Source organism: Flavobacterium cyclinae, assembly GCF_021172145.1.
GTDB lineage: Bacteria > Bacteroidota > Bacteroidia > Flavobacteriales > Flavobacteriaceae > Flavobacterium > Flavobacterium cyclinae.
In genome coordinates this window covers 2,396,837-2,410,321 of record NZ_CP089095.1, presented here as the reverse complement: position 1 = coordinate 2,410,321, position 13,485 = coordinate 2,396,837, and the positions used below count along the sequence as shown (strand labels likewise).

The window sequence follows — 13,485 nt, the reverse complement described above, 5'->3', positions numbered from 1 at the left end:
TTATGGATGCATCTACTTCGCATGAAAACCAACAAGTATCGTTTGATTTAAAACAAGAAATTTTTAAGTATTTACCTTTTTGGTACTGGTTTGTAATTGGGATTGTTATTGCCTTTATGGGGGTTAGTTTGTATTTGAGGTATCAAAGTAATGTGTATCAGTCCAAAACGATTATCAAATTATTGGATGATTCTAACTCCGATTTTAAGATGCCGACAAGTGGAGTCAATTTTTTCATGCGAAGTAAAATTAATATTGAAAATGAAAAAGAAATTATCAAATCCAATCGCTTAATAGGTCAGGTGGTTCATGAATTGCAATTGTACAATCAATTTTTCTCGGAAGGTAAAATTCGTATAGCGGAAGAATATGGGAACACAATACCTAGCATTGAATGGATAGGTGACCAACAAAAGGTAGATGAGTTTTCAGGTTTCTGGAACATAAACTATGATTCGAAAGGATATGTTTGGAATGAAGATGGGAAAAAACGTTCCTATGGCGTAGTATATGATGTGGATAATATAGCAATGAAAGTGAATGCACCTATTGTGCTTCACAAAAACAAAAGAACATTACAAGTAAAGAAATCTTCGTTTGAAGATGCAGTAGTTCGTTTAAAAGCTAATATAGATGTGAATTTAGTAGGGGAAGAAAGCGAACTTTTAGCAATTTCTACAAAAGGACCACTTATTGAAAAAAATAATGCTATTCTCAATACGTTAAATGAAGTATTTGATCGGGATGGTAGAGAGGATCGTCAACGTGTTTTCAAAAAAACGATTGATTTTGTGAATTCACGTTTCGAGTATTTATTCAAAGAATTGGATACGATTGAATTAAATAAGGCCAATTACAAACGCGACCAAAAACTTTCTTTTTTAGAAGGGGATGCCGGAACTTTGTTGGCGACTAAGACTGAATCTTTCTCTCAATATGAAAAAGCAAAAACACAGTCTATGTTAAGTGAAATCATTATTGCAGCTTTGAGAGAAGTTAAAGATAATGAACTTTTACCTGCCAATATTGGTTTAGAAGAGATGAAGGTGAATAGTCTAATTGAAGAATACAACAAAGTCGTTTTAGAAGCTCAGAAAACCATTACTAATGGAGGGGAAAAGCATCCTAGTGTGGGGAAACTATTAGCGATTCAACAAAATTTAAAGAGTTCAATAAAATATTCGTTATTGGCTTATCAAAAAGTATTAGCAACCAATATACAATCCATAGAGCAAATAAAAGCACAACAAGAAAATCAATACGCTGCCATTCCGTATCAAGAAAAAACGATTCGTGCGATTGAGCGTCAACAAAAAATCAAGGAAACCCTTTATTTATTGCTGTTGCAAAAAAGAGAAGAGGCAAGTATCAATTTAGCCATTGTTAATCCTTCTATAAAAATAGTCGATGAAGCTATAGCTGATAAAAACCCGCTTTCTCCCAAACGAGGTGTGGCCTTTTTATTAGCATTCTCATTAGGTTTGTTAATTCCTTTTGGAATTCTTTTTGTTTATTATTTATTTGATACCAAGATTCATACTAAAGAAATGATTCAGCGAGGACTCCCTACAGTGCCTATTCTGGCGGAAATTCCCTTTATTGAGTCAAATAGTAAAATCGTACATAAAAATGAGCACACTGTTTTATCTGAATCGTTCCGAATATTAGTAGCAAATCTAGATTTTGTTTTTCCTGTACAACTTACAAAATCTCCAATTATATATACCGCTTCTACCATCAAAGGAGAAGGGAAAACCTTTGTAGCTACCAATTTAGCTTTGTCATTAGCTGCTTTAGGGAAAAAAGTGATTTTAGTGGGTACCGATTTACGTAATCCTCAATTGCATAAAGCACTGAATTCTAAAAAAGCTAAGCTAGGTTTAGTTGACTTATTAGTAAATTCTGAAATCGCTACCCATTCTTGTATAGTTCAGGAAGCGATAAATGATATTTCTTTAGATGTAATTTATTCAGGTGTTATACCGCCTAATCCTACTGAAATTCTTTCAAATGGAAAATTAGGGCAGTTGTTAGAAGAATTAAGAACAAAATACGATTATGTTTTAGTTGATACCGCTCCTACATTGTTGGTGGCAGATACTACTATTATATCGAAATATGCTGATATTGTATTGTATTTAATAAAAGCCAATTATACGGATAAACAATTGATGTCATACATCACTGATTTGAAGGACCAATCCAAAATTGCTAATCCTTTTATTGTATTTAATAATGTAGGTCAAAACGAAGGATATGGTAAGGGCTATGCATATTCGTATCAGTATAATTATGGATATGGCTATGGCTATGGGGTCAATCCTAAGTATTTGTCGCGATTTGAAAAAATAAAGTCTTTTGTAAAGCAAATTGTTAAAAAGAGGTAATATCAAATATTTGATTCCCTTCTATTATCAATTCAAGTTCCTTTAAGTGACTTTTTTGGAGTGGTAACGGATTGTTTTTCATAAAATTGATGTTTTCAATTCTATGAGTATCTGTACCTACAAAATCATACATATTAGCTTCTAATAATTGGATACTCAATTTTTTTACATCGGATCCATAATATCCTAAAAGCGAAAGGCTGTTGATTTGAAAATATAAATCAAAGGTTTTTAATTGTTCAAAATTTTGTAGATTATCTTTCCAATATAAATAACGTTCTGGATGCGCTAATATTAATTTGTAACCTTTGAGTTTTAGTTGAAAAAGCGACTCCATTATGCGGTCAGAAGGTGGGAAAAGCATTGAAAACTCTATTAAAATATGGTTTCCAGGAAGTGTTAAAATACTATTTTGCTGGATTTCTTGTTCTAAATAACTTTCTGCTAAATATTCACTAGCAACTCCAATAATAAAATCAGTTGTTTTGCAATTTTTATAAACGTTGTATGCTTCGTTTATATCTAAAGCCGAATTATTCCAAAGTCCCGGATATGTATGAGGTGTAGCAATTGCTTTTGTAATTCCTAATTCTTGTAGTCCATTGCATAACGCTATTGTTTCTTCTAAAGATTTTGACCCGTCATCAATACCCCAAAGTAAATGGTTATGTATATCAATACATCCATCTTTCCATAAATCTTTCCAAAAAACTTTTTTCTTAGGAATCCAAAACATTTTCTTTGGGTTATATATTTTCGTTTCAAAAGTACAAAAATCATTTCAAATGAAATAAAATCATTTCTTATGTTTTTAGGAACACAGATTTAAGAAATTGAAGTAATCTTTAAATATAATCTTTTGTTCTTCGCGAAAAACTTGATTCCCGAAGTTTCGGGATTTGCGTTAAAATTTACACCGAGCTCACGGAGTTAATTTTAAGTGGATTGCGTTGAAAGAGATACACAGAGCGTTTCACTTTTGTACTTGTCCTTGAACTTGCTCTTGTTTTAAACACAGATTTAAGAAGTTGAAATAATTTTTAAAGTTTAATTACTACTTTATTTCTAAGAAGGAATTGTCCCATTGAGGGGAATATAGGGGTGTTACAAGTGTTGTTTTACACCGAGTTACACGGAGTTTATTTGAAGTGGATTGCGTTCAATGAGATACACAGAGCGTTTCACTTTTGTACTTGCCCTTGAACTTGCTCTTGTTTTGGAACACAGATTTAAGAAGTTGAAGTAATCTTTAAATATAATCTTTTCGTACTTTGCGAAAAATTTGAATCCCGAAGTTTCGGGATTTACGTTAAAATTTACACTGAGCTCACGGAGTTAATTTTAAGTGGATTGCGTTGAAAGAGATACACAGAGCGTTTCACTTTTGTACTTGTCCTTGAATTTGCTCTTGTTTTGAACACAAATTTAAGAAGTTGAAATAATTTTTAAAGTTTAATTACTACTTTATTTCTAAGAAGGAATTGTCCCCTTGAGGGGAATATAGGGGTGTTACAAGTGTCATTTTACACCGAGTTGCACGGAGTTTATTTGAATTGGATTGCGTTCAAAGAGATACACAGAGCGTTTCACTTTTGTACTTGCCCTTGAACTTGCTCTTGTTTTGAACACAAATTTAAGAAGTTGAAATAATTTTTAAAGTTTAATTACTACTTTATTTCTAAGAAGGAATTGTCCCCTTGAGGGGAATATAGGGGTGTTACAAGTGTCATTTTACACCGAGCTCACGGAGTTAATTTTAAGTGGATTGCGTTGAAAGAGATACACAGAGCGTTTCACTTAATGTTACAAATATGTTTAAGCTCCGTCGAGTATATCATGCTTACAAGATTCTCTTTAAGAATTGATTCATGCTAAGTTTGAACTTGCTCTTGAACTTGATTTTGTTTTTTAATACTTAACTTAATAAAGTTTGCTCCTTGTTTAAAAATGGTTAATTTTGAAACTTGAACAATGAAGAAACCTAATCATGCATCAATCAAGTAATTCTAAGGAAGAATGGTTATATGAAATTACACCAAAAAATAAACTCTTTTCACTTAATTTAAAAGAAGTTTGGCGTTATCGTGATTTGTTGTTCTTGTTTGTAAAACGTGATATTGTTACAGTATACAAGCAAACTGTTTTAGGACCATTATGGTATCTTATCCAACCTTTATTTACGTCTATTATTTTTACAGTTATTTTTAATAATGTTGCAGGAATTTCTACAGGTAATGTTCCTCCATTTTTGTTCAATTTAGCAGGAATTATGGTTTGGAGTTATTTTACTTCTTGTTTGAATGATACTTCCGATACTTTTAAAAAGAATGCTTCAATATTTGGTAAAGTGTATTTTCCAAGACTCATTGTTCCATTGTCGATTGTGATATCTAATTTAGTAAAATTTGGTATTCAATTTTTAATTTTTGTTATATTTTATATTTTTTATGTATCTCAAGGAATGGAAATCAAATTAACAATGTCTATCTTGTTTTTCCCAATTTTAGTTGTCGTAATGGGGATGTTAGGTTTAGGATTGGGAATGATAATTTCATCTTTGGTTACTAAGTATCGTGATTTAAGTTTCTTAGTTGGATTTGGGGTGCAATTGTTAATGTATGTTTCAGCAGTCATGTATCCTATGGCATTATTAAAAGATAAATTACCTGCTTTTGGTTGGTTAATTGAATATAATCCATTGGCTTATGTAATAGAAACTGCTCGTTATATGTTATTACATGAAGGAAGTATTTCTGCATCAGGATTACTTTATATAGTTGTAGTAACTATCATTGTATTTTTTGTAGGATTATTGATTTTTAATAAAACAGAAAAGAGTTTTATTGATACGGTGTAATGGTGATGGATGTTCGATGATGGATGCTGGAAGATGGGGGATGTAAGATGAGTGAATGGTTTTCAAGTTAATTTTGAATTTGTCCCGAAGCTTCGGGATTTAAGTTGTAATGGGTTTTACACCAAGTTGCATAAAGTTTGAAGTTTCGGACGTTTACTTTTAAAAGAGTAAGAAAACACATAAAAGATTTTTTAAATTTATAAGATTTCTTCAATCTGTGTTCCTAATAATGCGATTGGGTTTTAAAAATAAAAATGAGTAAAAAAGATATCATATTAAAAGCAGAAAATGTTTCCAAACAATATCGATTAGGAGTTGTAGGGACGGGCACATTGAGTCACGATTTAAATCGATGGTGGCATAAAGTTCGTGGAAAAGAAGATCCGTATCTGAAAGTTGGAGAAACCAATGACCGAACTAAGAAAGGAGATAGTGACTATGTTTGGGCACTACAAGATATCAATTTTGAAGTTGAGCGTGGAGAGGTATTAGGAATAATTGGAAAGAATGGTGCAGGAAAATCTACTTTGTTAAAAATCCTATCTAAAGTTACTGCACCTACTACTGGAAGTATAAAAACTAAAGGGCGTATCGCTTCTTTATTGGAAGTAGGAACTGGTTTTAATCCGGAGTTAACAGGTAGAGAAAACATATATTTGAATGGTGCTATTTTAGGAATGACTAAAAAAGAAATCACGTCAAAACTAGATGAAATCATTACTTTTAGTGGTTGCGAACGCTATATTGACACGCCAACAAAGCGTTACAGTAGCGGAATGACTGTTCGTTTGGCATTTGCAGTAGCTGCATTTTTAGAACCTGAAATTTTAGTTGTTGACGAAGTATTAGCAGTAGGAGATGTAGAGTTTCAAAAGAAAGCTATTGGTAAAATGCAAGATATTTCTAGAGAAGGAGGAAGAACGGTACTATTCGTTAGTCATAATATGGCGGCGGTTAAAAGTTTGTGTACCAAAGGAATTGTAATGCAGAATGGAAAAGTTAGTTATTTTGGAGAAATAGATGAAGCAATAACAATCTATTTAAAGAATAATGTTTTCAATAGTAACATTAAAAATTATATAGAGTTTGAAAAAGTTGAATATTCAATACAGATTTCAAAGGTAGAAATATTTTCACAAGATGCTAATGGTAATCGTCAAGATGTTAATAGTATAATTATGGGTGATACTATAATTTTTTTAATTTTTATTAATATTGAAAAAATGTATAGTAATCTGAAGGCAAGTATTGTGATTTCTTCAATAAATGGTTTCGTAATTACTGCAATTAGATCCTATGAAATAGTTGATAAAGTTTATAGTTCAGATAGTAATTTTTGTTTTAAAGTTGTAGTTTCAGATTTAAAATTAATGCCTGGAGAGTATTTGGTCACTGTTGCTTTAGCGGAAAATAATTCAACTATTGAGATAAAAGAAGATTGTTTAGGTTTTAGTATTATTCCAACTGATATTTATGGTACAGGGAAAATACCCAAAGGGAATTTTTATATTTATTCAAAGGCAACATGGGAATTAATAAAATAATAAAACGATGGCTTTCAAATAAAATTTTGAAACTATTGAATGAAACAAATAAAAAACCACCTTTTTTAATTACAAAAACAGATAAGATAAAGGTGGGAAAAGAAAGTTATCATAATGGGAATTTTAATGTTAAGGGAAATGGTTCATTGATATTAGGTAGTTATTGTGCCTTTGGTCAGGATATAAAAGTAATTTTGTCCAATCATAACTACAATTATCCTTCTATACAGTATACTTTTTACAGAAAAAATTTTGGAAGATTACCATATGAAAATATACAAGGTAATACTGAGATTGGAAATGATGTTTGGATAGGAGATAGTGTTATTATTTTGCCCAATATTAAAATTGGAAATGGAGTTATTATTGGAGCGGGTTCAATAGTAACTAAAGATGTGCCTGATTATGCAATTATTGCTGGAAATCCTGCAAGAGTAATAAAATACAGGTTTACGCAAGAAAAAATTGATGAATTGAATACAAAAAAATGGTGGAATTGGACAAATGAAGAAATTTATAAAAATAGTGACTTTTTTTTTAAAAAATCAAACGATTAGAAAAGAAGATTTTTGGGTAAAACTTTTAAAATATAAATTTACTAATAAACCTTTAGTTTATTGGTATTCAAGAGTTCATTTTGAAAATGAACAATTTGAGAATTTTGGAGATATTATTACGCCTTATTTGGTTAAAAAAATGACGAATATTGCTCCAATACTATTTAGACCTTCTTATGAATTGTCTATCTTTTGTAAATATTTTATAATGACTGGTAGTATTATAGTTGATGCTAGAAAGAATTCGATTGTTTGGGGCAGTGGATTAATTAAGACAAGTCAAAAAATACGTGGAGGTCGTTTTCTCGCAGTAAGAGGTCCAAGAACAGCTAAAAGATTAAAAGAATTAGGCTTTTCAGAACCCAGTGTTTATGGTGATCCTGCACTTTTGTTACCTCTTTTATATAGGCCAAAGTCAACTTTAAAAACTTATAAAATTGGAATTATTCCTCATTATGTTGATTATGAAGAAATAAAAAAAATGGTTGATTCGTTCTTGTATAATGACATTAAAGTAATTAATTTGCTTAATAATAATGTTGAAGATGTGGTTAATGAAATAGTTAACTGTGAAAGAATAATTTCTACTTCTTTACATGGAGTCATTGTTGCTAATGCATATGATATTCCTACCATGTGGTGGAAATTTTCTGACAAGTTAATAGGTGATGATGTTAAGTTTTATGACTATTTTGAATCCTTAGAGATGTTTAATGTTAAGCCTATTTATACTGAAAAAGTTGAAGATTTAGTTGCTCTTGATGATTATTTTCTGCCAAATGATAAAGTTTTAGAAAAAGTTCAACAAAATTTATTCTATACTTTTCCAATAAAAAACAAATTTCATAATAATCTTAAAACAAATATATTTAGTTAATAAATTTTGAAAAAAAGAATTCTCATATTATCACCTTTTTTAAAAAATATTGGCGGAACAGAACTCGAGGCTGTGATTTCGGCTATGCATTTTTATGATTCAAGATTATATGAGCAAGTATCAATTTTTTCACCAATTAAACACGATTCTTTTTTCGAGGAAATTATTAATGAAAGAAAAATAGGATTTTTAAATTACCCTACTTTTTTTAATTCTAAAATAGTCCTTTTTGTAAATAAGTTACTTAAGAAATTAGGTTTGAATGTTTCTCTTTTTGAAGTTATTTATTGGTTTTTTATTTCAAAACGCTTTACCCATTTTTTTGTTTTAACTTATCCAGGTTGTATATATTTTTTTTCTTTGTTCCAATATTATAATAAAAGAAAAAAATATGTAGCTAAAGTTACGATGTGGCATTATAATCTGTTAAGTGATCCTCAAAAAAATATTTATAAAAAGTTTAATATTATAATTGTTTTCAATGAAGTACAAAAAAAATTTTGGCATACTAATCAGATTTTATCCAATGCAGTTGCTTTAGATATTATGATTTTGAATGAAACAAATCTTCTTGGTTTGTCGTCAAAAACTTTTCATAAAGATATTATTGTTTTTGGTTTTTTAGGGAGATTGTCTAGGGAAAAGAATATTGAAGACATGATTTTGTTGATGGAATTTTTAAATCATAAAAATCAAAAAAAATGTCAATTATTTATACAAGGAGGGGGAGATGCTGCTTATGTTCAAGAATTGGAGAAGCTTGTTGTAAAACTTAAATTACAAGAGTTTGTAACTTTTAACAAGGTGTTTATTAGTCCAAACCAAACACATCATTTTTATGACCAAATACAAGTCTTATTAGTTACTTCAACAAACGAAGGAGGTCCAATGACTTCCCTAGAAGCTGCTGCTGCAGGGTGTTATGTTATGGGATATAAGATTGGCGCGATGGAAGATCGTTTTAGTTCATTTCCTTATATAGTAAACGTAGATTTTAATTCTTTATGTAATTCGGCTTTAACTTTTTTAAACTTAACTACTTTTGAGAAACAAATGGTTTTGTGTTCTTTTAGGCAACATTATATTTTCAATCTAAGTAATAGATCAAAAGGGGTACAATTAAATCAATATTTTCAATAATGGATTCCAAATTATTAGTTTCAATAATCATTCCTTGTTATAATGATGCAGCTTATATAGAACAAGCAGTAAAATCGGCTAATGATCAAACGTATCCTTATAAAGAAATTATAGTTGTTGACGATGGTTCCAATGCAGAAACGAAAGCTGTTTTAAAGAAACTACAACCCAACATAACGAAGTTAATTACCCATGAAAATCAAGGGCAAAGTACAGCCAGAAACGTCGGAATTAAAGCTGCAAATGGTGATTTTGTATTAGTCTTAGATAGTGATGATTATTTTGAAGCCTCTTTTTGTGAAGAAGCTATTGCCATATTACAAAATTCCGATGAGGTTAAAATTGTGACATCGCATTTACGAAGATTTACAGATAGCAAAACAATAGATATATTTGTTCCTTCAGGGGGTGATATTGCTACTTTTGTAATTAAAAATGGAGCCACAGGAAGTGCAATGTTTCGAAAATCTGATGCGTTATCAGTAAATGGTTATGACGAAACAATGAGAAAAGGATTTGAAGATTGGGAGTTTTACATTCGATTGCTAGCTCATGGTGGAATTACAGAAGTTATTCCAAAACCGTACTTAAACTATAGAGTTAGAGCTAATTCTACAACTTCAAGAGCTAATAAGGTAAAAGAGGAATTACTAAAATATATTTATACCAAAAACAGAGTAGTTTTTTTGCAACATATTGATGCTTTTGTGTCTAATTTGTTAGATGAAATAGAAAAAGAAGAAAAACAAAAAAATAAAATTTTCAAGAGTATCGATTACAAATTAGGAGCATTAATTTTAAAACCTTTTCGTTTTATAAAATCACTTTTTAGATGAAACCCCAAGTTACCATTATCATGGCCACCTACAATAGAGCGCATTTTATTGTAGAAACCTTGCATTCTATCCAACAACAAACATTTCAAGATTGGGAATGTTTTATCATTGATGATGGAGGTACCGATAATACACAGGAAGTGATAGCTCCAATTTTAGAACAAGATAGTAGATTTCAATTTTTAAAGCGACCTGATTCTTATCAAAAAGGATTGCCGGGATGTAGAAATTTTGGACTAGATAAGGCTCAAGGAGATTTTATTATCTTTTTTGATGATGATGATATCATTCATCCCGATAATTTGAAAACAAGTTTGTCCGTTTTGCTAGAGGAACAAGTTGCTTTTTGTCACTATCAAAAAAAATCATTTGAGCAAGATAAACCTGAATTTAAGTTTGAAAAATGTAAAATACTACAAAAAATAAATGTTGATAATTTGTATGATGTTGTTACACAACAAATAGGATTAGCATCTTGTACTGTTTTATGGGATAAGAAATGTTTTAAAACCATTCGATTTAAGGAAGAATTGCTTTATGCAGAAGAATGGGAATGTTATATTCGAATTATTTCCTCTGGTTTTGAAGGTGTAATTATTTCTAATACCTTATATTTTAACAGAAAACATCCTAATTCAAATACAGCCGAATTTTATTCTAACAATCCAATCCGTAAAAAATCTAAAAGTGATACTATTTTGTTAGTTATCTCTAACTTAAAGGATAAAAAAATAATAACGAATCAATTTTTGAGACATTTTATTCAAATGGCTTATGATTATAAAGAGTTTAATTTATTTGCGTCAATCATTACAACTCTTGAGATTTCAGGTTTTATAAAATTAAAATGGCAAGTATTTTATGTGTTTTTCCCTGTAAGATTATATCTTTACAGCCTTAAGAAAAAAATGTTTTCATGAGAATATTACTCTGTTTTGGCACTCGCCCAGAAGCTATAAAAATGGCTCCTTTGTATCACGAATTTCAAAAATCTGCTTTTGAAGTAAAAGTTTGTGTTACTGCGCAGCACAGAGAAATGTTAGACCAAGTTCTGGATTTTTTTGAAATTGTTCCTGAATATGATTTGGATTTAATGCAAAAAGGTCAAAGTTTAAATCAATTGAGTGCGCGAATATTATCGGCTATTGAACCGGTTTTAGATACATTTCAACCTCACTTGGTTTTAGTTCATGGCGATACAACTACTTCTTCAATGGTTGCTTTAGCGGCTTTTCATAAAGGAATAAAAGTAGGTCATGTTGAAGCTGGTTTAAGAACTTACAATAAATTATCTCCATTTCCAGAAGAAATAAACAGACAAATAACAGGAAGAATTGCGGATTATCATTTTGCTCCCACACAATGGGCTTTGGATAATCTATTATCTGAAAATGTCATTCCAGAAGCTATTACTGTTACAGGTAATACAGTTATTGATGCTTTGTATTTTGGTGTTTCAAAATTAGAAAATGGATATAGTTGTTCTGATCTTGAATTGGTAAAAAATATTGTGAATCAAAATCAAAAAATCATATTAATTACAGGACATAGAAGAGAAAATTTTGGATTAGGATTTGAAAATTTATGTAATGCAATTGCCGAAATTGTAACGGCACATAATGACGTTCAAATTATTTATCCTGTTCATTTAAATCCTAATGTTCAAGAACCGGTTAATAGAATTTTAGGTAATGTTCCTAATGTTCATTTGATATCCCCTGTAGATTATCCTGCTTTTTTATATTTAATGCAAAATGCATATCTTATTTTAACAGATTCAGGTGGTGTTCAAGAAGAAGCTCCCTCATTAGGAAAACCCGTTTTGGTCATGCGAAATACTACAGAACGACCTGAAGCTATTAAAGCAGGTACGGTTGAATTAGTTGGAACTGATACCAATACTATTGTTTCGGCTTGTTTAACATTGTTAAATGATGAAAATAAATATTTGGGAAGAAGTAAAGCGCATAATCCTTATGGAGATGGGAAAGCTTCAGAACGAATTTGTAATTTTATATCTCAAATAAATTTTTAAAATGAAAATTTTAGTTGTAGTTGAGTCAATAGATGTAAATGATAGCAGTGGATCTAAAGCTAATGTTGCTTTAATTCAAAATTTAGCTTTGTGCGGATTTGACTTACAGGTGTATCATTACACAAGAAAAGAAATTCAAATAGATTCGATACCTTGTTTTTCCATTCCCGAAAAAAAAATCAACTTACGTTATGTTTTAAGTAGATCAGAACGATTATTTACTCGATGGACGAAAATAAATTTAAATCCCTACTTGGAGAGTTGGTTTGGTTTTTCTTTTACGTTTTTTAATGATACTTATAGTATTGCATCGTGTGTAAGAAAACAAAAAGATTTTAATCCCGATTTGGTTGTAACCTTGAGTAAAGGGGCGAGTTTTCGACCTCATTATGCTTTATTGAAATTACCAGAACTACATGACAAATGGATGGCATATGTTCATGACCCATTTCCTTTTCATTATTATCCAAGGCCTTTCAATTGGATTCAGCCAGGTTATGCTCAAAAGGAAAAATTTTTTAGAGCCGTTTCGCAAAAAGCAAAATATAGTGCATTCCCAAGTCAATTGCTAAAAGAATGGATGGGAAGTTATTTTAAAAACTTTTTAAAAACCGGTGTTGTAATTCCTCACCAAATAAGCGATGTAAATACCGCTAATGTAACATTGCCTTCATTTTTTGATGCTTCAAAATTTAGTTTATTGCATGCTGGTAATTTATTGGAACAGCGAAATCCTTTTCCATTAATTAATGCTTATCGTAAGTTTTTAGAGTTTAATCCAGAAGCTAAAAACGATTCTCAATTATTGTTTGTAGGACCAGCCCAATTTCATGAACATGAATTAAAGTTATTACAAAATGAAATTCCTACTCTAGTTGCGGCTTGTCGTAATTTTCCTTTTATTGAAATTTTAGCTTTACAAGAGCAAGTTTCGGTAAATATAATATTAGAATCTAAATCTGAAATTAGTCCATTTTTACCCGGAAAATTTCCGCATTGTATCAGTGCTAATCGCCCTATATTATTGTTAAGTCCGTATTATAGTGAAACAAAACGATTGTTAGGTTTAGATTATCCTTATTGGACTGAAGCCGATGATGAATCGAAATTGTTTTCTCACATTGAATCCCTTTATAAGAAATGGAAGAAAAAGGAATTAAATGATTTAGATCGAGAGGATTTAAAAGTTTATTTAGGTAATGATTATTTGAAAAATAGTTTCATTAGCCTTAAAGATTAATTTTCATTATAA

General features: G+C 30.4%; 11 protein-coding genes. 10 read left to right on the top strand and 1 reads right to left on the bottom strand.

Going from position 1 to position 13,485, the window contains the following annotated elements:
- The first annotated feature begins 2 nt into the window (after positions 1-2).
- Positions 3-2,387: a GumC family protein gene (locus LOS86_RS11170; RefSeq protein ID WP_231842183.1), complete on the top strand. Its 2,385-nt coding sequence runs from the start codon at positions 3-5 to the stop codon at positions 2,385-2,387.
- On the opposite strand, the gene LOS86_RS11165 is transcribed toward LOS86_RS11170, so the two are convergent.
- Complete coding sequence (locus LOS86_RS11165; protein WP_231842182.1) at positions 2,374-3,123, bottom strand: tyrosine-protein phosphatase; 750 nt, start codon at positions 3,121-3,123, stop codon at positions 2,374-2,376. The genes LOS86_RS11170 and LOS86_RS11165 overlap by 14 nt on opposite strands.
- 1,251 nt (positions 3,124-4,374) lie before the next feature.
- On the opposite strand from LOS86_RS11165, the gene LOS86_RS11160 reads away from it, so the two are divergent.
- The 9 genes from LOS86_RS11160 to LOS86_RS11120 all read left to right on the top strand — a co-directional run bounded on the left by LOS86_RS11160 (position 4,375) and on the right by LOS86_RS11120 (position 13,473).
- Complete coding sequence (locus tag LOS86_RS11160) at positions 4,375-5,244, top strand: ABC transporter permease (RefSeq protein WP_231842181.1); 870 nt, start codon at positions 4,375-4,377, stop codon at positions 5,242-5,244.
- A 254-nt stretch (positions 5,245-5,498) separates the two neighbouring features.
- Entirely contained in the window at positions 5,499-6,788 is a 1,290-nt protein-coding gene (locus LOS86_RS11155) for an ABC transporter ATP-binding protein (protein WP_231842180.1), read from the top strand.
- Positions 6,770-7,345: a CatB-related O-acetyltransferase gene (locus tag LOS86_RS11150; RefSeq protein ID WP_231842179.1), complete on the top strand. Its 576-nt coding sequence runs from the start codon at positions 6,770-6,772 to the stop codon at positions 7,343-7,345. The genes LOS86_RS11155 and LOS86_RS11150 overlap by 19 nt, the downstream gene beginning before the upstream one ends.
- Positions 7,293-8,222, top strand: a complete 930-nt coding sequence (locus LOS86_RS11145; protein ID WP_231842178.1) for a polysaccharide pyruvyl transferase family protein — start codon at positions 7,293-7,295, stop codon at positions 8,220-8,222. Before LOS86_RS11150 ends, LOS86_RS11145 begins: the two co-directional genes overlap by 53 nt.
- Before the next feature lie 6 nt (positions 8,223-8,228).
- Positions 8,229-9,362, top strand: a complete 1,134-nt coding sequence (locus tag LOS86_RS11140; RefSeq protein WP_231842177.1) for a glycosyltransferase family 4 protein — start codon at positions 8,229-8,231, stop codon at positions 9,360-9,362.
- Positions 9,362-10,198: a glycosyltransferase family 2 protein gene (locus tag LOS86_RS11135; protein ID WP_231842176.1), complete on the top strand. Its 837-nt coding sequence runs from the start codon at positions 9,362-9,364 to the stop codon at positions 10,196-10,198. The genes LOS86_RS11140 and LOS86_RS11135 overlap by 1 nt, the downstream gene beginning before the upstream one ends.
- Positions 10,195-11,118: a glycosyltransferase family 2 protein gene (locus LOS86_RS11130; protein WP_231842175.1), complete on the top strand. Its 924-nt coding sequence runs from the start codon at positions 10,195-10,197 to the stop codon at positions 11,116-11,118. The genes LOS86_RS11135 and LOS86_RS11130 overlap by 4 nt, the downstream gene beginning before the upstream one ends.
- Complete coding sequence (gene wecB, locus LOS86_RS11125) at positions 11,115-12,233, top strand: non-hydrolyzing UDP-N-acetylglucosamine 2-epimerase (RefSeq protein ID WP_231842174.1); 1,119 nt, start codon at positions 11,115-11,117, stop codon at positions 12,231-12,233. The genes LOS86_RS11130 and wecB overlap by 4 nt, the downstream gene beginning before the upstream one ends.
- A gap of 1 nt (position 12,234) precedes the next feature.
- The gene (locus LOS86_RS11120) at positions 12,235-13,473 is read left to right on the top strand and encodes a glycosyltransferase family protein (RefSeq protein ID WP_231842173.1); all 1,239 of its coding nucleotides are present in this window, start codon (positions 12,235-12,237) and stop codon (positions 13,471-13,473) included.
- Positions 13,474-13,485 lie beyond the last annotated feature (12 nt).

What these genes read in the sequence shown, in the direction of transcription:
- LOS86_RS11120 (WP_231842173.1), top strand. Translation starts at nt 12,235, where the DNA reads ATGAAAATTTTAGTTGTAGTTGAGTCAATAGATGTAAATGATAGCAGT.
- LOS86_RS11145 (WP_231842178.1), top strand. Translation starts at nt 7,293, where the DNA reads ATGAAGAAATTTATAAAAATAGTGACTTTTTTTTTAAAAAATCAAACG.
- LOS86_RS11135 (WP_231842176.1), top strand. Translation starts at nt 9,362, where the DNA reads ATGGATTCCAAATTATTAGTTTCAATAATCATTCCTTGTTATAATGAT.
- LOS86_RS11170 (WP_231842183.1), top strand. Translation starts at nt 3, where the DNA reads ATGGATGCATCTACTTCGCATGAAAACCAACAAGTATCGTTTGATTTA.
- LOS86_RS11160 (WP_231842181.1), top strand. Translation starts at nt 4,375, where the DNA reads ATGCATCAATCAAGTAATTCTAAGGAAGAATGGTTATATGAAATTACA.
- wecB (WP_231842174.1), top strand. Translation starts at nt 11,115, where the DNA reads ATGAGAATATTACTCTGTTTTGGCACTCGCCCAGAAGCTATAAAAATG.
- LOS86_RS11150 (WP_231842179.1), top strand. Translation starts at nt 6,770, where the DNA reads ATGGGAATTAATAAAATAATAAAACGATGGCTTTCAAATAAAATTTTG.
- LOS86_RS11130 (WP_231842175.1), top strand. Translation starts at nt 10,195, where the DNA reads ATGAAACCCCAAGTTACCATTATCATGGCCACCTACAATAGAGCGCAT.
- LOS86_RS11155 (WP_231842180.1), top strand. Translation starts at nt 5,499, where the DNA reads ATGAGTAAAAAAGATATCATATTAAAAGCAGAAAATGTTTCCAAACAA.
- LOS86_RS11165 (WP_231842182.1), bottom strand. Translation starts at nt 3,123, where the DNA reads ATGTTTTGGATTCCTAAGAAAAAAGTTTTTTGGAAAGATTTATGGAAA.